Below are 19,433 nucleotides of genomic sequence, written 5' to 3' on the forward strand. Positions count from 1 at the left end.
CGCTTTCAACCTGTCGCCGCAAGCGACATTTCCTGCTTCAGGGGCTGTCCGCGCGAGGCGCTGACGATGGCATCGACATCCAGAATGAGCGCAACGCGTCCGTCACCCAGAATGGTGGCGGCGGCAATGCCCGGAACATGGGTATAGTTGGCTTCCAACGACTTGATGACAACCTGGCGCTGACCCTGGATCGCATCAACCATCAGGGCACGCTGGCCGCCGCCTTCCGATTCCACCAGAAGGGCGACGCCTTCGACCGGATCGGCCTGGGTCGGGCGGAAGTTCAAAACGCGTCCGACATCGACCAGCGGGCAGAAGGAGTTGCGGATGGAGATCAGCCGCTGGTTGGCGCCGAAGGAGTGAATGTTCTTCGCTTCCGGCTGCAGGGTTTCCACGATTGCCGTCAACGGAACGACAAGTGTCTGCCCGGCCACCGTCACCACCATGCCGTCGAGAACGGCAAGCGTCAGCGGCAGGCTCATGGTGAAGGTTGAACCATGGCCGGGGCGCGAGGAAATGTTGATGCGGCCGCCAAGCGCCTGAATGGAACGCTTGACCACATCCATGCCGACGCCACGGCCGGAAATGTCGGAAATCTTGTCCGCCGTGGAGAAGCCCGGAGCGAAGATCAGATTGTCGATTTCTTCATCGGTCAGGTTCGCATCGGCGGCGATGAGATCGTTGTCGATCGCCTTCTGGCGAACGCGCTCGCGGTTGATGCCCGCGCCATCGTCCTGAAGCTCGATCAGGATACGGCCCGAGCGGTGCTTGGCCGAAAGCTTGATGGTGCCTTCCGGGTTCTTGCCCGCCGCTTCGCGTTTTTCCGGCGTTTCGATACCGTGGTCGACGGCATTGCGGATCATGTGGGTCAAAGGTTCGGCCAGCTTGTCGATGACCGTCTTGTCGACTTCCGTGTTCTCGCCTTCGGTGACGAGGCGGATCTGCTTGCCGATCATGTCGGCGACTTCACGGACGATACGCGACATGCGCTGGAACACCGGCTTGACCGGCTGCGCGCGGATCGCCATGACGCTGTCCTGGATTTCGCGCGTCAATTGCTGGAGTTCGTCCAGCCCCATGTTTACGGCGGACGTGCCGCTCGCATCGTTTTCGATGACGCTCTGCGACAGCATCGCCTGATTGATGACGAGCTCGCCGACGAGGTTGATCAGGCGGTCGACACGGTCGAGATCGACACGGATGGTCTGGCCGGCGCTTGCATTGGCCGCCGCATTGGCGTTCGCCTGGGCTGCGGCGGGCGCTGCCGCCGCTTCGCGCTTTTCGATGGCGGCATTGACGCTCTGGGCGATCTGGGTGGTTGCGACGGCCGCCTCGACGGCTGCGGCAACGAAAGGTTCTTCCGCCGCGACGGCTTCGACGGCAGGTTCTTCCTCCGGCCCGCTATCGAGAGCCGAGAGATCGAACGGAACCGGGATCATCGGAAGTTCTTCCTCATCCGCGGCAGCATCCGACACAACGGGGGTGATTTCGAGGTCGCAATCCCATTCGGCGAATTCGAAGACGCTGCGGATACCTTCCTCGCCCTTGTCGGTCGTGATCGAAACCGTCCAGGAGAGATAGGAGGCTTCGGGATCGAGCTTGTCGAGCGAAGGCAGCGCTGACATGTCGCAATTGATGCTCATCTCGCCGATGCGCGAAAGATCGCGCAGGAGAAGGGCTGCTTCATTGCCTTTCGAATAAAGCGATGCGTGCGGCTTGAACGCGATCTGGAAGGACGGTGCTTCCATCAACGGCGTGGTTTCGTCGGCAAAGTCCGAGAAGGAGAATGGGATTGGCTCGAAACCGCTCTCGTCCGTCGGCTTGGGCGCGACGGGTTCAGGCATCTTCGCAGCAGCTGGCGCTGCTACTGCTGCGGAAACCTGGATGGTTTCCCCGTTTGCCAGCGCTTCCAGTTCCTTGACGAGGCCACGGGTGCGGCTTTCATCGACGCTGCCGCCGTCTCTCGCCGCATTGGTCAGGTCCGCCAGCACGTCGGCGGAGCGCAGCATGACTTTCAGGACGTCCTGTGTCGGCTCCAGCTTGTTGGAACGGACGCAGTCGAGGGTCGTTTCAAAAACGTGGGCGAAGGCCACGAGATCATCGAGACCGAAGGCACCCGCCCCGCCCTTGATGGAATGAACGGCACGGAAAACGGCATTGACGGTTTCCGGATCACGGTCGCCGTCATTCAATTTAAGAAGCCCCGATTCCAGTTCAGCGAGCTGCTCCTCGCATTCCTGGAAAAAGATTTCCTTGATTTCGTTCATATCCATCGTGAAATGTCCCGTATCAGGCGGTTACGCGTTCAATGGCATCTATGAGTTTTGCAGGGTCGAACGGCTTGACGATCCAGCCTGTCGCACCGGCCTGACGGGCGCGGTTCTTCTTCTCTGCATCGCTTTCGGTCGTCAGGACGAGGATCGGTATGGCGCGGTATTTTTCATTGCGCCGTACACCCTCGATGAAGCCGAAACCGTCGAGACGGGGCATGTTGATATCAGTCACGATGACATCGGGGTTGCTCTGCTCGAGCACTTCGAGACCTTCGATGCCGTCTTCGGCCTGAATGGTCTCGAAACCGGCATTGTTGAGCGTGACCAGGAGCATGTTCCTGATCGTCCGGGAATCATCCACGGTCAGAACTTTTTTCTTCACTTTTGCATCTCCTTCAGGAGCAAATGATCGATATCGACGCCTATCAGTTTCATGGTCTTGTCGAATGCATCGGACACCCTGGCAAAACCGAACCGCTTGCCATCCTCTTCCCAGGATTTCGCGCCGGCCATGAGGACCTGGACGCAAAGTGCTCCGATACGCTCAACCTCCGACGCATCGACCGACAACGGTGCTCCCCTCAGCGTCATCAGCTTGCCGTGCAGCGCCGATGCCTCGTTGAGATCCAGCACCGGTGACAGTTTCAGCGTCGCCTCAGCTGCTTTTCTGGCTGCCATTACATGACTCCTTGGCGTCTGAATTGTTGGTAATCCTGGCCGTAATCCGTGCGGTTATCCTCACGGGCCATAAATGATGTGTCCTGCCGCGCCGCGCCGGGCGTCGCGCTTGGCTGTCCCTGGCGGGCAATGCGGAATTCGCGAATGGTGCGGCCGAGTTCCAGAATGACGGTCTGAAGCGTGTCGGCCTCGGATGCACTTGCGCCGATATCGGCGACGATCCGGCTCGCATGCCTTTCCTGCTCGCCGATGTCGGCGGCGACCGATTGCAGTTCGCCGGCCTGCTGAGCGGTATGCCGGGAGACTTCGGCGATCATCTCGTTGATACCCGACACCTGCCGGACGACCCCGCCGATTGCTTCCTGCGTGCGGTTCACCATGCGCACGCCGCCCTCGACCTGTGTCTTCGTGGTGCCGACAAGGCTCTTGATCTCTCTTGCCGCATCGGCGGAACGCTGGGCGAGCGCCCGGACTTCCTGCGCGACGACGGCAAAACCGCGTCCGCTGTCCCCGGCTCGCGCCGCCTCGATGCCTGCATTGAGGGCGAGAAGGTTCGTCTGAAAAGCAATCTCGTCGATCGTGCCGATGATCCTGCCGATCTGTTCGGCGGATTGCTCGATATCGGACATGGCGTCGATTGCTTCGCCGATCGCCTTGCCGCTTTCGACTGCCGACTCACGGGCACGGGTAACGGCCGTTTCCGCCGCCGATATGCGCGCGCCATTTTCAGCCACGGTCCCGATCATCGCCTGGATGGCGCGGGAGGTTTCGGCAAGGGCTGCGGCCTGCTGGCTGGAACGTTCCGCCATGGCACGACCAATCTCGGCAAAACGTGCGCTCAGCGCCTCGGCCTCGCCGATGCTGTTTTGCGCCGATATCAGCGAGGTGCCGATCGTTTCGAGCGCCGCATTAAAGGAGACAGCAACGTCCGCGTAAGCCTCAGGCACATTGCCACCGATGCGGGCCTGCAAGTTCCCTGCGGCAAAGGCTGTCAGCGCCTCGCCCAGCAGGCTTGCCGCTTCGGAGCGGTCGCTGTCGCGCTGTTCCGCCAGTTCCCGGCCATGGCGCAGGCGCAATTCATTAAAGCGCAGCGACACGGCGATCTCGGTATCGACCATCACCAGACGGACGACGTTCTTCACGACTTCCGCCAGCTCGCGGCTTTTCCTGCGATTACCGGGAAGGATGGAACGCGGGGCGTGCTCGGTCACCAGCCCGCCGAGCAGATGTTCCAGAACGATCGCGTGGCTGGCAATCTGCCAGCGCGGGTCGAGGCCCATGCGGCTGGCATTGTCGGAAAGAACCTTTACCCGCTCGGCATAAAGCGCATCGAAGCGCGCATCGGTCAAAACGCTCCAATGCGAGGATTGCAGATCGTGCAGGCGGTTGAGCTGGTTTTCGCTTTCGAAAGACGGCGAACAGTCCGGCATGGACTGGAAACGATTCATCACGTCACGCAGGCCCGCCTTGACGTAGGGTTCCAGCATGCCGCGATAATTGCGCAGGAAATCGGATTGCGTCTCATCAAGGCCGGCAAAGCGCAGCCGCCCCGCCAGGCTTCCGCCTGCCGATCTGCGCGCTTGATCTGATGGCAAGTCCTGCCCCAACCGACGTCCCCAATAACATGACGGCCGGTAAAACCCGGCCAATTGGCCAAGGTTCAGAACGCCAGCACCCTAAGGGGGATTTTTGAACGAACATACCCATCGCGGACGATGCGGCATCGACGCTTGCCTGACCTTCTTGAACCAAGAAACGAAATACCGGATCGGCACCGGTACGGCAGTGCGGCGTCATGCCTGGAAGGGGAGAGAACCCCATTCCGCCGTGGAAATACCATCAATCTTTATGGTTAATTCCTTGCTTGAAAGTTAAGAAACATAAGCATCGGCGTCAAACGGTAAAATTTGTAAAAGCTTTTAGCCATTGTCGCCCTCACTTTGCCGCAAACGGGCAAAAACGAAAAGGAATCGGACGCTGCGGGCGGATTTTCCGGCCTGTGCGCTGGACAAGCGTGTCCGCCTTCCCCTAAAACAAATCAACGGGATATTCGCTCAGCGGTGATGCTTTAAAGAGACCTTTACGATCAAGGAGATGCCAACTTGTTATGGATGGAGAAATGCCGCTTTTCAGGCCGCCATCCGCAAGTGTTGATCGGCCTCGTGGTCGCAAGCCTGCTCGTCATGATCGGCTTTCAGGCGCCTTCCGGCGTCAAGACAATCTCGAAGGCCAGCCGTCTGGAACGTTTGCAGACGGTGGATCTCGGCCGATCCCCTTCTCTTCGCGACAAAGAATGCACAAGCGGCAGTGATTTCGGCTGCAAGGCCGGCGACGCCGGTTCGGGCTTTCGCCTCAGCGATTTCGCCTCATCCACCCTGCGGATAACGCCAGAAGCCAGGCCGGCGGTCACACCTGTTGCCGTCGTGCCACAAGCTTTCCGAGACTTTGCGAGCGTGGTTCCAAGAGCGCCCCCGCATATTATCTATTAGTCATTCCGGCGGTCCTCATCATTCGGTTCATCATGAACCTTGAGGGATCGGAGTCGTCGGAAACCCGCCGTAGGCTCCAATTCCAGAGAGAAAACCGCCGCCGCATATGACACTTGCAACCATTCTTCCATTTATTGTCGCATTGCCGTTCGTCGGCGCTCTCCTGACGGCTTTCATGCCGCGCGATGGTGCGGCGGCCGGTCCGGCCTCTGTCGCCGGCGCTGTCGCCCTCTTCGGTCTTGTCGCCAGCATGTTTCTTTATTCGACCGTCAGTGGCGGCGGGGCGCTGAAATATGATGTGGAATGGCTGCCGCAGCTAGGGCTTAATTTCACCCTTCGGCTGGACGGATTTGCCTGGATCTTCGCGATCCTCATTACCGGCATCGGCCTGCTCGTGGTCCTCTACGCCCGGTACTACATGTCCGCAGAAGACCCGATCCCGCGTTTCTTCGCCTTTCTGCTCGCCTTCATGGGCTCGATGCTGGGCGTCGTCCTCTCCGGCAACGTCATCCTGCTGTCGATCTTCTGGGAAATGACGAGCATCTTCTCATTCCTGCTGATCGGCTACTGGCACCAGAACGCCGGTGCGCGCGACGGGGCGCGCATGGCGTTGACCGTGACCGGTATCGGTGGCTTCAGCTTGCTGGCCGGACTGCTCATCCTCGGCCACATGGCGGGCAGCTACGATCTCGACAAGATCATCGAGGCCGGTGCCGATATCCGCGCCCATTCTCTCTATCTGCCGGCGCTTATCCTCATTCTCGGCGGTGCGCTGACGAAGAGCGCGCAGTTTCCGTTCCATTTCTGGCTGCCCAACGCCATGGCAGCGCCAACGCCCGTTTCCGCCTATCTGCATTCGGCAACCATGGTGAAAGCAGGCGTCTTCCTGCTCGCGCGGTTCTGGCCCGTGCTGGCGGGCACGCCGGAATGGTTCTGGCTGGTAGGCGTGGCCGGCGTCATCACACTGCTGCTCGGCGCTTATTTCGCCATGTTCCAGCAGGACCTGAAAGGTTTGCTCGCCTATTCCACCATCAGCCACCTCGGGCTCATTACCACGCTGCTCAGCCTCGGCAGCCCGCTTGCGGCGGTTGCGGCGATCTTCCACATGGTCAACCACGCCACTTTCAAGGCATCGCTTTTCATGGCGGCGGGCATCATCGACCATGAAACCGGCACCCGCGACATGCGGCGACTGAGCGGGCTCTATACCTATATGCCGGCAACCGCCACGCTTGCCATGGCGGCGAGTGCGGCCATGGCCGGCGTGCCGCTGTTCAACGGCTTCCTCTCCAAGGAAATGTTCTTTGCCGAGGCCGTCGAGACCCATGCCGACTCGCTTCTGGACCGGGCCCTGCCCTATGTCGCGACGCTGTCGGGCGCATTCGCCGTCGCCTATTCGCTGCGCTTCATTCACACGGTCTTCTTCGGCCCCAAGCCCGTTGACCTGCCGAACCCCAATCCGCACGAGCCGCCGCGCTGGATGCGTTTCCCGATCGAGTTCCTGGTTTTCGCCTGTCTCATCGTCGGCATCGTTCCGAGCCTGTCGATCGGCCCGTTCCTGCATTCGGCCGTGCTTTCCGTTCTCGGTCCGCAGACGCCCGTTTACAGCCTGTCGATCTGGCACGGTTTCAACCTGCCGCTCATCATGAGTATCGCGGCACTTATCGGCGGCGTTACCATCTATGTCCTGCTCGGCGGTTATTTCTCGCGTTGCGACGACGGTCCGCCGGTCTTCCGGCATTTGCGGGGACAGCGCATCTTCGAGCGCATTCTCGTCACCGTGTCCTGGAAGTGGGCGCGGTGGCTGGAAAGCAGGCTCGGCACGCGGCGTCTGCAGCCGCAGCTGAGACTCCTCATCCTCGTGGCGCTTCTTGCCGGTTTCTCACCCCTGTTCCTTTCGGAATTCTCCCTGTCGCTGCCGCGCGTAACAACCTTCGATCCGATCTTTGCCATTCTCTGGCTGATCGGCATGATCGCCGCGATGGGCGCCGCCTGGCAGGCGAAATATCATCGCCTCGCCGCCCTCGTCATGCTTGGTGTCTCGGGTCTGGTTACCTGCCTTACCTTCGTCTGGCTATCCGCGCCCGATCTCGCAATCACCCAGCTGCTGGTCGAAATCGTCACCACGGTTCTCATCCTGCTCGGTCTCAGATGGCTGCCGAAACGCTTCGAGAAGGTCGACAGCAGCGACGAGTTGCCGGCGCAGCTTCGCCGCGCGCGTGACTTCCTGCTGGCCGCCGCAAGCGGCATCGGCATGTCCGTCATCGCCTATGCGGTCATGACCCTGCCCGTTCCGAACGCCATCGCGACCTATTTCCTTGAGCGCGCCTATTCGGAAGGCGGCGGCACCAATGTCGTCAACGTCATCCTCGTCGATTTCCGTGGCTTCGATACCTTCGGGGAAATCGCGGTGCTGGCCATCGTGGCGCTCACCGTCTTTGCGCTGCTTCGCCGTTTCCGTCCCGCGCATGAAAGCATCGGGGTGCCGGAACAACAGCAGATGCAAAACGCCTTCGATGCCGAGCGCCCGGATCGTAGCAAAGGCGATACGGTCCGCGATTATCTCTATGTGCCATCGATCGTGATGCAGTGGATGTTCCCCGTCATCATCACCTTCTCGATCTTCCTGTTCATGCGCGGCCACGACATGCCGGGCGGCGGGTTTGCAGCCGGCATCACCATGGCGATCGCCTTCCTGCTGCAGTATCTCGCCGGTGGCGCGCGCTGGGCGGAGGATCGCATCCGCATCCTGCCACTGCGCTGGATGGGCTTTGGCCTCTTGATGGCGGCGTCAACGGGTATCGGCTCCTGGTATTTCGGTTACCCGTTCCTGACCTCCTATTTCCAGTATACGGAGATACCCTATATCGGCAAAATGCCGACGGCATCGGCCCTGATGTTCGACCTCGGCGTCTTCTCGCTGGTCGTCGGCTCCACCGTTCTTATCCTGATAGCACTGGCACACCAATCGTTGCGTAACTACCGCGTTCGCACGCCTGAAGCCGCAAAAGCGGAGGACGTGTCATGGAACTCATTCTTGCAATCGGCATCGGCATCATGACCGGCTCCGGCGTGTGGCTTATCCTGCGCCCGCGCACCTATCAGGTCATTGTCGGGCTTTCGCTTTTGTCTTACGCCGTCAACCTGTTCATCTTCGGTGTCGGCGGCATCAAGACCAATGCGCCGCCGGTGCTGGTCAATGGCGTTGACAGCTCCACGCTCGCCGACCCCGTGCCGCAGGCGCTGGTGCTGACGGCCATCGTCATCGGCTTTGCGACCACCGCATTGTTCCTCGTCGTGCTGCTTGCCGCCCGCGGCCTTACCGGCACCGACCATGTGGACGGGAGGGAGTCGAAATGATGTCATTCCCCTTCCACATCGTCATCGCCCCCATTCTGGTGCCGTTGATAACCGCAGCGCTGCTTTTGTTTTTTGATGAGCGCCAGCGTGTTGCGAAAGCCGCCATCAGCCTTGCCTCAACAATCATATTGCTCGTTGTCGCCATTCTGCTGTTCCGCGAGGTGAACTCGACGGTCAATACGGAGATCGCAGCGGTGGTTTCGAGCGGCGTCTATCTGCTCGGCAACTGGCCCGCGCCCTTTGGCATCGTGCTTGTGGCCGATCGTCTTTCCGGGCTGATGGTGCTTCTGACGGCACTTCTTGCCATCCCGTCGCTGATCTATTCGATGGCGAAGTGGCACAAGGCAGGTGCCCATTTCCATTCACTGTTCCAGATGATGCTGATGGGCGTCAACGGCGCATTCCTGACCGGCGACCTCTTCAATCTCTTCGTCTTCTTCGAAGTGATGCTGGCGGCTTCCTACGGCCTGCTGCTGCATGGTTCCGGCCAGCAGCGCGTCAAGGCCGGGCTGCATTACATCGCCATCAACCTCGTGGCGGCGCTGTTCTTCCTCATCGGCGTCAGCCTCATCTATGGCGTCACCGGCACGCTGAACATGGGCGACCTTGCCCATCGCATCGAAGGGCTCAACCCGGACCAGCGCATGCTGCTGGAAACCGGCGCTGCGGTCCTCGGCATCGCATTCCTGGTCAAGGCCGGCATGTGGCCGCTGAATTTCTGGCTGCCTTCCGCCTATGGCTCGGCTTCGGCCCCGGTTGGCGGGCTGTTTGCGATCATGAGCAAGGTCGGCATTTACGTCATCGCCCGCCTGTCCTTCCTGCTTTTCGGACAGACGGCCGGCGAATCCGCCGGTTTCGGCCATGATGCCCTGCTTGTCGGCGGCATCGCCACCATCATCTTCGGGGCCATCGGCGTTCTGGCATCGCAGGCGCTCGGCCGGCTGGCCGGGTTTTCGGTTCTGGTATCGTCGGGAACGCTTCTCGCCGCCATGGGCACAGGCAACCCGACGGTGGCGGCCGGCGCGCTCTATTATCTCGTCAGTTCCACGCTCACCATCAGTGCCTTCTTCATGCTGATCGAACTCGTCGAACGCGGGCAGGATGCGGGCGCGAACGTTCTTGCCGTCACCATGGAAGCCTATGGCGAGGGCGAAGATGAGGAGGAGGAAGAGGAAGTCGGCGTGACCATGCCCGGCACCATGGCGGTGCTCGGCGCTTGTTTTGCAGCCTGCGGCATTCTTTTGGCCGGCCTGCCGCCGCTCTCGGGCTTCATCGCCAAATTCTCCATGCTGACCGCCATTCTCAACCCTTCCGGGCTCGGCGCCAATGACAGCGTCTCCACGCTTTCCTGGTGGCTTGTCTTCCTGATCGTCTTTGCCGGTTTCGCCTCGCTGATCTCGATGACGCGTGCGGGTATCCGCACCTTCTGGGCCTCCATTGAAGGCACGGTGCCGCGCGTTCTCGTCATCGAAATCGCGCCGATCATGCTGCTGCTCGGCCTGACACTTGCCATGACCGTGCAGGCCGGGCCGGTGATGCGCTACATGCAGGAGACGGCACGTATTCTCGATCTGCCGGCGAGCTACATTCAGGGCGTCATTTCCGCACCGAGGGCGGGAAGCAATCCGGAGGCGCAGCCATGATGAGCCGTGTTCTGCCCTACCCGCTGCTGACGGTCTCGCTGATCTTCTTCTGGATGACGATCAACAGTTTTTCGCCGGGGCATCTGCTGCTCGGCACCTGTGTGGCCCTCATCGCCTCCTGGGCGATGGCGTCGCTCAGGCCCGCGAAACCGCGCATCCGCAACTGGCACAAGCTCGTCAAGCTGATTGCCATCGTGCTTTACGACATCATCCGGTCTAATATTTCGGTCATGAGGATCATTCTGTTCCAGCGCGAGAGAGACCGCAAATCCGGCTTCCTTGCCGTCCCGCTCGAGATTCGCGATCCGATGGGGCTTGCCGTTCTGGCAACGATCCTCACCTCTACACCCGGAAGCGCCTGGCTCGAATATAATTCCAGCCAGGGCACGCTTCTCCTTCATGTTCTCGATGACGTCGATGAGGCGGCCTGGATAAGCCTTATCAAAAACCGATATGAAAAACTGCTGATGGAGATATTCGAATGAGTTCGATTATCCTTTTCTGGTCCTTTTCGCTTGCGCAGCTGATGCTGGCCATCGCCATGACGATCTCCGTCTACCGCATCGCCATCGGCCCGCGGGCCCAGGACCGGGTGCTGGGCATTGATACGCTCTACGTCAACGCCATGCTGCTTCTCCTGACTTTCGGCCTGCGCACCGGCAACGACATCTATTTCGAGGCCTCGCTGCTCATCGCAATCCTCGGCTTCGTCTCCACCGTTGCCCTTTCCAAATTCATGATGCGTGGCGAGGTGATCGAATGAGCAATGCCGCAGAATTCCCGCTCTGGGCCGCCATTGCCGTGGCGTTCTTCGTACTCCTCGGCGCCTCGCTGACGCTGATCGGCACGATTGGCTTTGCCAAGCTCAACAGCTTCTATGAGCGCCTGCATGCGCCCACACTCGGCACCAGCTGGGCACCGGCGGCATCGTCATGGCCTCGATCATCTATTTCTCCGTCTCCGGCGACCGCTTCGCCTTCCACGAAATCTTCATCGGCATCTTCGTGACGGTAACGACGCCGGTGTCGCTGATGCTGCTGGGGCGTGCGGCGCTTTACCGGGACCGGGCGGAGCAGAATTCGGATAACCGGGAGCATTTGTAACGCCTTGGTAGTTTGGTAGGTCGAGCAAACACTTTGCAATTGAGAAGCTGTCCCGCCCATCCGTTCCCGAAGAATCGGTGATGCGCGAGAGTAACCGCATTTCCAACCTAGCGGCTCAAAGCGGTAGGGCTCTCAACCGCGTCATTCGTTTAATAGGTACTTCATGCATGGAAGGTGCCGCCAAAATTTCGGTAAGTCGAAGAATTTCCGGCCAATGCCAAAGAAGGATAGCAGCAACCTGATTTAGAGGAGTTTTCTGATAGCCGGGCGCTAGCACAAATCCGTGCAAACCTGCTGAACGCAAGGCTGCTCTCTCAGCTGGATTTTTCAATATTCGTCCGTCGCCGGAAATGAATGTCCAAACCTCGTTTGAGGACTGCAAATACTCAATCCATTCGAGGTCGGATGAATTGCGCCCATTCGGAAGCTCCTCGACATCACGGATGTGAATTGCGGAATGTCCATAGTGGCTAACGAAGCCATTAAGCGTCGACGCAAAGAGAGGGGCTGTGCAGTTGTCAAACAAGACCTTCAACCGCTTACACCGTCAATTCAAGGAATGTTCAAACTCGACGGCGCGACGTACGGAGCCTTCGGGTACATCGTAAGCAATTGATGTCTCCTCAATCCCAAGCGCGGCTGCTGAGGTAGCTAAGACAGCTGTAGGGACGCTCGTGATGCCATCGATTGGCTGCCCAAAAGCTCTCATCGGGTCTACGAGAATGTTTATCCTTCGCCCGGCGGGATACCACAGCCGAGGTGACCCACTATCATCGAAATCAACAGTTTTAAGGATAGGTTCAATCACCTCTTTAAATTCGTATTGCCGACGAAAAAGGTTGAGCAAGCGCTCACGCTCTATTCCTTCAGCATCATTTTCGAAAACCCTCAAAAGAATGCTTCTGCCATCTGTCTTAAAGCGCTCGGCAGAAAGCGGATATTTTTCGTCAAGCACTTCGCGCGCATATTCGATTGCGGCGCGCACCTGAATAGCCGAAACGCCCGCGCGCAGAAATGCATCTGCTACCCGTATCTCCATCAAGTCTCGAAAACCAAGTATTGTGCGTTCGTTTGTGAATTCGACTGCGGGCACCCATAGTGGCAGGTAATCCCGGCCCGCGATTGAATGGCCCTTAAGCCAACGAGATATCTTTGACGGGGAGACGTGCAAAAGCCTTCCAGCTTCTGCCGGCGTGTACAATCCAACTCCAATCAGTCCATCCATCACGTACCCTCGCCATGCTGTAGTTCCAGCACATGATTGTTGTGTCAACAGCGCCGCGTCGGTTTTGCAAACTTAGTCCTAGCCACACTTCTTGCAAGAGGTTAGTTCGAAGAACGAATAGTTAAATAGGTTGGTTTGATTTACTCACATCGTTGAGCAGATAGTGAATCCTGCATTTTCATAGACGATGGACATGACTGAAAGAAAATGGTGCCCGGAGGCGGATTTGAACCACCGACACGCGGATTTTCAATCCGCTGCTCTACCAACTGAGCTATCCGGGCACTTCAGGTCCTTGAAGAACCTCCGCTTTTGGCGGGCGGGGCTGTTTGGTGCCCCGAAAGTGAGCGGGGTTATAACATCTTGTTCGGACATGGCAAGCGCCATCGCGAAGTTTTTTGACAGTTTTTTCACGGCGCCTGTGGATGGCTGAAAAGTCTGCCCGGCGAAGGCCGGATTGCGGCGGAAAACCAGCGCTTGGGCATCCGCCGGACCAGCGGGCGGTGGCGCGGCAGGGGATGGCTTATGCCCCCTCATTGCGCCGTGCGGCAAGGCCAAGCGCGATTGGCAGAACGGCCACCAGCGCCGCCATGACGGGCGAGGAGGCGAAGATGCGGCTTGCCAGCGAGGTGACGGCAACGGAGCGCACCACCGTCATCAGGCGCGAATTCTCGCGGTCGCGCTCATGCCGGGCATCGGCGGTTTTGTGGTGCGACGGATTGGCGGCGGCTTCCAGCCGTTTGACGTCGCGGCGAATCTTTTCTAGCTGTTTGCGCAGATCTTCCAGTTCCGCGCGCAAGGATGATTCCTGTGTGGCGGAGGCCCGCACCCTTCGGGCAGCAGCGGGTTTTGCAGCCTTCTTCTCCACGGCCTCTTCGTCCAGTTCGGCCAGATGGTCGTCAAGGTCCGAGGGCTTGTCGAAACCGTGGGATCGCAGTGGTGCTTTCATCGCTGTCTCCTGAGGCGCGCTGAATTGCGGCGGCGGGCGCTTTTGCCCTGTCAGCCTTTTCAACGCCTCAGGCGGGCAAAAGATGCACGGAAAGCAGGGAGACGGGCACAATAAAACAGGCCCCGAAGGGCCTGTTGAATGTCTTACTTGAAGCCTTATGCCGCTTTGGCGGCGCTGGCATAGGGATCGAAACGACCGTAGAAGGTCTCGCCCTTGGCGGCCATGTCCTTCAGAAGCGGCGTCGGCTTGAAGCGTGGGCCATAGCTCTCGCTCAGCTTTTCGGCGAGCGCCACGAAAGTCTTCACGCCCATGCCGTCGATGTAGGAGAGCGCACCCCCGGTGTAGGGCGCAAAGCCAAAACCGAGGATGGAGCCGACATCCGCCTCACGCGGATCGGTGACGATGCCTTCTTCCACCGTGCGGGCGGCTTCCAGAGCGACCGTGACGAGGAAGCGCTGTTTCAGCACTTCCATATCCACATCCTCAGGCTTCTGCTGCGGATAGAGATTCTTCAGGCCGGGCCAGAGGGACTTCTTGGCGGGCTTTGGCGGGTAGTCGTAAAAGCCCTTGGCGTTCTTGCGGCCGAAGCGGCCCTCGCCTTCCACCAGCGTCTTCACCAGCTCCATATGGCGCGGGTCGACGGCCTTTTCGCCGAGATCGGCGACGGTGGCCTTCAGGATCTTGTAGGAAAGATCGATGGCCACCTCATCATTCAGCGCCAGCGGACCGACCGGCATGCCGGCGAATTTCGCGGCATTTTCGATCATGGCGGGCGGTACGCCCTCGATCAGCATGTCGTAGCTTTCCGCCATGTAGCGCAGCACGCAGCGATTGACGAAGAAGCCGCGCGTATCGTTGACGACGATCGGCGTCTTCTTGATCTTGGCCACGTAATCCAGCGCGACGGCCAGCGCCTTGTCGCCCGTTTCCTTGCCGAGGATCACTTCCGTCAGCATCATCTTCTCGACCGGCGAGAAGAAGTGGATGCCGATGAAATCCGCCGGGCGCTTGGAGTTCTTCGCCAGGCCAGTGATCGGCAAGGTGGAGGTGTTGGAGGCGAAGATCGCTCCTTCAGGCAGCACGGCCTCCACGGCCTCGATGACGGCCTTTTTCACATCCCGGTCTTCGAAGACGGCCTCGATGACGAGATCGGCGTCAGAAAGCGCCGCATAGTCCGCCGTGGGGGTGACGAGGTCGAGCAGGGCCTTGCCCTCCTCCTGCGTCAGCCTGCCCTTGCCGATGGCCGCCTTGACGCTTTCCTCGCAATGGCCCTTGCCCTTGTCGGCCGCCTCCTGATCGCGATCCACCAGCACAACGGGGATGCCGGCGGCTGCGGTGACATAAGCGACGGCAGCGCCCATGAAGCCCGCGCCGACGACGCCGACCTTATTGAACTCGGTCTTCGGCTGGCCTGCCGGGCGGCGCGCGCCCTTGCCTAGTTCCTGCATGGACACGAACAGCGAGCGGATCATGCCGAAGGCTTCCTTCGAGCGAAGGATTTCCGTGAAATAACGCTGCTCCACCTTCAGCGCCGTGTCGAAGGGCAATTGCAGGCCTTCATAGACGCATTTGAGGATTGCGAGTGCAGCCGGATAGTTGCCGGCGCTTTCACGGCGCAGGATCGCCGGTGCTGCGGGCCAGAGCTGGGCAGCGGCGGGCGTCCAGATGCCGCCGCCGGGGCCTTGAAGCCCTTTTCATCCCAGGGTGCGACCGGCTTCAGGCCGTCCTTGATCATCTGCTTTGCGGTGGCGACCAGTTGATCCGGCTCCACCACCTGATGCACCAGACCCATGGCCTTGGCGCGCGCGCCGGTCAGCGATTGGCCCGTCGTCATCATCTGCAGCGCCGATTGCGCATCGGTCAGGCGCGGCACACGCTGGGTGCCGCCGGCACCGGGGAAAATGCCGACCTTGACTTCCGGCAGGGCGATCTTGAGGTTCTTGGCGCTGGAGGCGACCCGGCCGTGGCAGGCAAGCGAGAGTTCGAAAGCGCCGCCCATGCAGGTGCCGTTGATGGCGGAAACCCAGGGCTTGCCGTTAGTCTCGATCTTGCGGAACAGGCCAGTCATCCGGCCAACCAGTTCGAACAGCTTTGCCGCCGCCTGATCCGGGTTCTTCGTCTTCTCGTCATTGTAGAAGGAGAACATCGACTTGATCATCGAAAGATCGGCGCCGCCGGAAAAGGTGCTCTTGCCGGAGGTGAAGACAACGCCCTTGACGGCGCTATCTGCGACAGTCGCGTCAACAATGGCGTTCAGTTCGTCCATCACCTCTGACGTGAAGACGTTCATGGATTTTTCCGGCATGTCCCAGGTGACGAGGGCAATGCCGTCTGCGTCCGTCTCGATGGTGAAATTGGTGTAAGTGCTCATTTTGGGATTCCTCTTCCCTGAATCTTAATGGCCGCTTCGCTTTCTCCGTCATCCTCGGGCTTGACCCGAGGATCTAAGCACCGGGGATAGATCCTCGGGTCAAGCCCGAGGATGACGGAGGAGCCGCTGCGGTATCAGCCGAAGCCTCTCAAACCCGCTCGATAACGGTCGCCGTGCCCATTCCAGCGCCGATGCAGAGTGTGACGAGCGCGGTGTTCAGGTCGCGCCGCTCCAGCTCATCCAGCACCGTGCCAAGGATCATCGCACCCGTGGCACCCAGCGGATGGCCCATGGCGATTGCGCCCCCGTTGACGTTCATCTTGTCGTGGTCGATCTCGAAAGCCTGCATGTAACGCAGCACGACGGCGGCAAAAGCTTCATTGAGTTCGAAGAGATCGATATCGGCAAGCGACATTCCGGTCTTTTTCAGGAGCTTTTCCGTCACATCAACGGGGCCGGTCAGCATCAGCGCCGGATCGGAGCCGATATTGGCGAAAGCCTTGATGCGGGCGCGCGGTTTCACGCCCATCGCGTCGCCGCCAGCCTTGGAGCCGATCAGCACAGCGGCGGCGCCATCGACGATGCCGGACGAATTGCCGGCGTGGTGCACGTAATTGATCCGCTCCACTTCCGGATGCGCCATAATGCCGACGGCTTCGAAGCCGCCCATTTCACCCGGCATCTGGAAGGAGGGGTTGAGGGAGGCAAGCGCCTGCATGTCCGTGCCGGGGCGCATATGCTCGTCGCGGTCAAGGATCGTCAGGCCGTTGCGGTCCTTCACGGGAATGACGGACTTGTTGAAATAGCCCTTTTCCCAGGCATGCGCCGCACGCTTCTGGCTCTCCACGGCATAGGCATCGACATCGTCACGGGAAAAACCGTATTTGGTGGCGATGAGATCGGCCGAGACGCCCTGCGGCATGAAGAAGGCCGGGAAGTTGACCGAGGGGTCCATGTACCAGGCGCCGCCCGACATGCCCATGCCGACGCGGGACATGCTTTCCACGCCGCCGGCGATGACGATATCGTCAGACCCGGCCTTGACCTTGCCGGCCGCGAAGTTGATGGCGTCGAGACCCGAAGCGCAGAAGCGCGAGATCTGCATGCCCGGCGCCCTGTTGGAATAACCGGCCTCGAAGGCGGCGGCTTTCGGGATCACCGCACCGGCATCCATGACAGGATCGACACAGCCCATGATGATGTCATCGACAGCAGATGTATCCAGCCCGTTGCGATCGCGGATGGCTTCCAGCGTCTTGGCAGCAAGGCGAACGGAAGGCACCTCGTGCAGGCTGCCATCCTTCTTGCCGCGTCCACGCGGGGTGCGGACATGGTCGTAGATATAAACGTCGGTCATTAACTCTCTCCCTCGGCGCTTGAAACGCCCTGTCAGAATGCTTCCGCAGCCAGTTCCATCATGGTGTCCGCGCCGGTTTCGATGCGGGCCTTGCGCAGCGCCGTTTCCGGCATGATGCGCTCCATATAAAACTTTGCCGTGACGAGCTTCGTCTTGAGGTAATCCTCGTCCGAAGTGCTACCTGCCGCAAGGGCTTCGCTCGCCGCCTTCGCCATGCGGGCCTGCATGTAACCCAGCAACACGATGCCGAAGAGGTGCATGTAGTCGGTTGAACCGGCACCGGCATTGTCTGGCTTGGCCATGGCGTTCTGCATGAACCACATGGTTGCGGCCTGCAGGTCGTTCAAGCCCTTCTTCAGGCCCTTGGTGTAGAGGCTCAGCTTTTCGTCGGCGCGGTTTTCCTCGCAGAAATCGCCGATTTCCTTGAACAGCGCCATGACGGCGCGGCCGCCATTCATGCCGAGCTTGCGGCCGACCAGATCAAGCGCCTGAATGCCGTTGGCGCCCTCATAGATCATGGTGATGCGGGCATCGCGGACATATTGGCTCATGCCGTGTTCCTCGATGTAGCCGTGGCCACCGAAGACCTGCTGCGCCATCACGGCGTGATCGAAGCCCTTGTCGGTCAAGACACCTTTCAGGATCGGCGTGACGAGGCCGAGCAGGTCGTCCGCCGCCTGCCGCTGCTTTTCATCGGCGGCGCGATGGGCGATGTCGGATTGCAGCGCCGTCCACAGAAGAAAGGCGCGGCCGGCCTCGTTATAGGCCTTGATGGTCATCAGCGTGCGGCGGATATCGGGATGCACGATGATCGGATCAGCCTTTTTATCCGGGAACTTGGCACCGGAAAGCGAGCGGCCCTGAATGCGGTCACGCGCATATTCCACCGCGTTCTGGTAGGCGATCTCGCCAACGGAAAGACCCTGCAGGCCAACACCGAGGCGGGCCTCGTTCATCATCACGAACATGGCGGAGAGACCCTTGTTCTCCGCGCCCAGCAGATAACCCGTCGCATCGTCATAGTTCATGACGCAGGTGGCGTTGCCGTGAATGCCCATCTTGTGCTCGATCGCACCGCAGGTGACGCCATTGCGTTCGCCGAGCGTACCATCTTCCTTGACGAGGAACTTTGGCACGATGAACAGCGAAATACCCTTGGTACCTTCCGGCGCGCCCTCGATACGGGCAATCACCAGATGGACGATATTATCAGTCATGGAATGTTCGCCGGCGGAGATGAAGATCTTCTGGCCGGAAATCTTGTAAGTGCCGTCGCCCTGCGGAACTGCTTTTGTGCGCAGAAGACCGAGATCGGTGCCGCAATGAGGTTCGGTCAGATTCATGGTGCCGGACCATGTGCCTTCGACCATCTTCGGCAGATAAGTCTGCTTCTGCTCCTGAGTGCCATGCACGAGAACCGCCGCGATGGCACCCTGCGTCAGGCCGGGATACATCATCAGCGACAGGTTGGCGGACGACATATATTCGCCGATCGCGGCATGAAGCGTATAGGGCAGGCCCTGACCGCCGAATTCCTGCGGAACGGCAAGACCGATCCAGCCGCCTTCACAATAGGCGTCGTACGCTTCCTTGAAACCATCAGGCACGGAGACCGAACCGTCGTCGGCGCGCTTGCAGCCCTGCTGGTCGCCGGAAAGGTTGAGCGGGAAAAGCCGCTCTTCGGCAAGCTTGGCGGCTTCACCGGTGATCGCCTCGATCATGTCAGGGGTTGCATCCTCGAAGCCGGGCAGGTTGTTATACCGCTCGAGGCCGAGAACGTCGTTCAGGATAAAAAGCGTGTCTTTGACTGGGGCCTTGTAAACAGGCATTACCGATGTTCCTCCGCATCGTGAAAGCCGGAGCCGATCCGGCCAATATGGGATGACAATATTTGACGTGCGCGTAAACGTCAAATAAATTCCGGCGGATTATCGCCCGCCCTTTCCGCCGAATGAATGGTCTGCGCCCGCGCGAGAGGGCCACGC

15 protein-coding genes, 1 tRNA gene and 2 pseudogenes are annotated in these 19,433 nt (G+C 60.0%); 7 read left to right on the forward strand and 11 right to left on the reverse strand.

The annotated features are described in order from the left end of the window. Positions 1 to 5: 5 nt before the first annotated feature. The 4 genes from G3A56_RS08490 to G3A56_RS08505 are packed head-to-tail and all read right to left on the reverse strand — an operon-like array spanning position 6 to position 4,546. On the reverse strand, positions 6 to 2,273 hold the full coding sequence (locus G3A56_RS08490) for a chemotaxis protein CheA (RefSeq protein ID WP_082183694.1): 2,268 nt from the start codon (positions 2,271 to 2,273) through the stop codon (positions 6 to 8). A 16-nt stretch (positions 2,274 to 2,289) separates the two neighbouring features. Beyond that, on the reverse strand, positions 2,290 to 2,655 hold the full coding sequence (gene cheY1, locus G3A56_RS08495; protein ID WP_003493773.1) for a chemotaxis response regulator CheY1: 366 nt from the start codon (positions 2,653 to 2,655) through the stop codon (positions 2,290 to 2,292). Further along, positions 2,652 to 2,951, reverse strand: coding sequence for an STAS domain-containing protein (locus G3A56_RS08500; RefSeq protein WP_082183693.1), 300 nt, complete (start codon positions 2,949 to 2,951; stop codon positions 2,652 to 2,654). The genes cheY1 and G3A56_RS08500 overlap by 4 nt, the downstream gene beginning before the upstream one ends. Then, a complete protein-coding gene (locus G3A56_RS08505; RefSeq protein ID WP_246230902.1) occupies positions 2,951 to 4,546 on the reverse strand; it encodes a globin-coupled sensor protein in 1,596 nt (531 codons plus the stop codon). The genes G3A56_RS08500 and G3A56_RS08505 overlap by 1 nt, the downstream gene beginning before the upstream one ends. A gap of 516 nt (positions 4,547 to 5,062) precedes the next feature. Here G3A56_RS08505 and G3A56_RS08510 point away from each other — a divergent pair. From G3A56_RS08510 to mnhG, 7 genes and pseudogenes are all read left to right on the forward strand, one after another. Further along, the gene (locus G3A56_RS08510; RefSeq protein ID WP_003493767.1) at positions 5,063 to 5,440 is read left to right on the forward strand and encodes a hypothetical protein; all 378 of its coding nucleotides are present in this window, start codon (positions 5,063 to 5,065) and stop codon (positions 5,438 to 5,440) included. Positions 5,441 to 5,546: 106 nt separating this feature from the next. Then, complete coding sequence (locus G3A56_RS08515) at positions 5,547 to 8,501, forward strand: monovalent cation/H+ antiporter subunit A (RefSeq protein WP_164056247.1); 2,955 nt, start codon at positions 5,547 to 5,549, stop codon at positions 8,499 to 8,501. Then, positions 8,465 to 8,800 carry a Na+/H+ antiporter subunit C gene (locus G3A56_RS08520; RefSeq protein ID WP_003493763.1) on the forward strand — a complete coding sequence of 112 codons (336 nt, stop codon included), beginning with the start codon at positions 8,465 to 8,467 and terminating at the stop codon, positions 8,798 to 8,800. Before G3A56_RS08515 ends, G3A56_RS08520 begins: the two co-directional genes overlap by 37 nt. Beyond that, positions 8,797 to 10,443, forward strand: coding sequence for a monovalent cation/H+ antiporter subunit D (locus tag G3A56_RS08525; RefSeq protein WP_003493761.1), 1,647 nt, complete (start codon positions 8,797 to 8,799; stop codon positions 10,441 to 10,443). The genes G3A56_RS08520 and G3A56_RS08525 overlap by 4 nt, the downstream gene beginning before the upstream one ends. Then, positions 10,440 to 10,928 (forward strand): Na+/H+ antiporter subunit E, encoded by a 489-nt coding sequence (locus G3A56_RS08530; RefSeq protein WP_003493759.1) that lies wholly within the window; start codon positions 10,440 to 10,442, stop codon positions 10,926 to 10,928. The genes G3A56_RS08525 and G3A56_RS08530 overlap by 4 nt, the downstream gene beginning before the upstream one ends. Beyond that, positions 10,925 to 11,206: a K+/H+ antiporter subunit F gene (locus G3A56_RS08535; protein WP_003493758.1), complete on the forward strand. Its 282-nt coding sequence runs from the start codon at positions 10,925 to 10,927 to the stop codon at positions 11,204 to 11,206. Before G3A56_RS08530 ends, G3A56_RS08535 begins: the two co-directional genes overlap by 4 nt. Next, positions 11,203 to 11,546, forward strand: a pseudogene (gene mnhG, locus G3A56_RS08540) (monovalent cation/H(+) antiporter subunit G). Before G3A56_RS08535 ends, mnhG begins: the two are co-directional and overlap by 4 nt. 115 nt (positions 11,547 to 11,661) lie before the next feature. On the opposite strand, the gene G3A56_RS08545 reads toward mnhG, so the two are convergent. From G3A56_RS08545 to G3A56_RS08575, 7 genes and pseudogenes are all read right to left on the reverse strand, one after another. Beyond that, on the reverse strand, positions 11,662 to 12,081 hold the full coding sequence (locus tag G3A56_RS08545) for a PIN-like domain-containing protein (protein WP_080600149.1): 420 nt from the start codon (positions 12,079 to 12,081) through the stop codon (positions 11,662 to 11,664). A 12-nt stretch (positions 12,082 to 12,093) separates the two neighbouring features. After that, positions 12,094 to 12,771: a hypothetical protein gene (locus tag G3A56_RS08550; protein ID WP_035227590.1), complete on the reverse strand. Its 678-nt coding sequence runs from the start codon at positions 12,769 to 12,771 to the stop codon at positions 12,094 to 12,096. A gap of 208 nt (positions 12,772 to 12,979) precedes the next feature. After that, positions 12,980 to 13,055 (reverse strand) — tRNA-Phe (locus G3A56_RS08555). A gap of 239 nt (positions 13,056 to 13,294) precedes the next feature. Then, on the reverse strand, positions 13,295 to 13,720 hold the full coding sequence (locus G3A56_RS08560) for a hypothetical protein (protein ID WP_003493755.1): 426 nt from the start codon (positions 13,718 to 13,720) through the stop codon (positions 13,295 to 13,297). Positions 13,721 to 13,875: 155 nt separating this feature from the next. Next, positions 13,876 to 16,091, reverse strand: a pseudogene (locus tag G3A56_RS08565) (3-hydroxyacyl-CoA dehydrogenase NAD-binding domain-containing protein). 148 nt (positions 16,092 to 16,239) lie between these two features. Continuing rightward, positions 16,240 to 17,448, reverse strand: a complete 1,209-nt coding sequence (locus tag G3A56_RS08570) for an acetyl-CoA C-acetyltransferase (RefSeq protein WP_003493753.1) — start codon at positions 17,446 to 17,448, stop codon at positions 16,240 to 16,242. A gap of 32 nt (positions 17,449 to 17,480) precedes the next feature. After that, the gene (locus tag G3A56_RS08575; RefSeq protein WP_082183689.1) at positions 17,481 to 19,277 is read right to left on the reverse strand and encodes an acyl-CoA dehydrogenase C-terminal domain-containing protein; all 1,797 of its coding nucleotides are present in this window, start codon (positions 19,275 to 19,277) and stop codon (positions 17,481 to 17,483) included. Between the last annotated feature and the right edge of the window lie 156 nt (positions 19,278 to 19,433).

It is taken from the genome of Rhizobium oryzihabitans (assembly GCF_010669145.1).
Classification (GTDB): Bacteria; Pseudomonadota; Alphaproteobacteria; order Rhizobiales; family Rhizobiaceae; genus Agrobacterium; species Agrobacterium oryzihabitans.

What these genes read in the sequence shown, in the direction of transcription:
- G3A56_RS08500 (WP_082183693.1), bottom strand. Translation starts at nt 2,951, where the DNA reads ATGGCAGCCAGAAAAGCAGCTGAGGCGACGCTGAAACTGTCACCGGTG.
- G3A56_RS08520 (WP_003493763.1), top strand. Translation starts at nt 8,465, where the DNA reads ATGGAACTCATTCTTGCAATCGGCATCGGCATCATGACCGGCTCCGGC.
- G3A56_RS08570 (WP_003493753.1), bottom strand. Translation starts at nt 17,448, where the DNA reads ATGACCGACGTTTATATCTACGACCATGTCCGCACCCCGCGTGGACGC.
- G3A56_RS08525 (WP_003493761.1), top strand. Translation starts at nt 8,797, where the DNA reads ATGATGTCATTCCCCTTCCACATCGTCATCGCCCCCATTCTGGTGCCG.
- G3A56_RS08560 (WP_003493755.1), bottom strand. Translation starts at nt 13,720, where the DNA reads ATGAAAGCACCACTGCGATCCCACGGTTTCGACAAGCCCTCGGACCTT.
- G3A56_RS08535 (WP_003493758.1), top strand. Translation starts at nt 10,925, where the DNA reads ATGAGTTCGATTATCCTTTTCTGGTCCTTTTCGCTTGCGCAGCTGATG.
- G3A56_RS08575 (WP_082183689.1), bottom strand. Translation starts at nt 19,277, where the DNA reads ATGCCTGTTTACAAGGCCCCAGTCAAAGACACGCTTTTTATCCTGAAC.
- G3A56_RS08515 (WP_164056247.1), top strand. Translation starts at nt 5,547, where the DNA reads ATGACACTTGCAACCATTCTTCCATTTATTGTCGCATTGCCGTTCGTC.
- G3A56_RS08550 (WP_035227590.1), bottom strand. Translation starts at nt 12,771, where the DNA reads ATGGATGGACTGATTGGAGTTGGATTGTACACGCCGGCAGAAGCTGGA.
- G3A56_RS08490 (WP_082183694.1), bottom strand. Translation starts at nt 2,273, where the DNA reads ATGGATATGAACGAAATCAAGGAAATCTTTTTCCAGGAATGCGAGGAG.
- G3A56_RS08530 (WP_003493759.1), top strand. Translation starts at nt 10,440, where the DNA reads ATGATGAGCCGTGTTCTGCCCTACCCGCTGCTGACGGTCTCGCTGATC.
- G3A56_RS08510 (WP_003493767.1), top strand. Translation starts at nt 5,063, where the DNA reads ATGGAGAAATGCCGCTTTTCAGGCCGCCATCCGCAAGTGTTGATCGGC.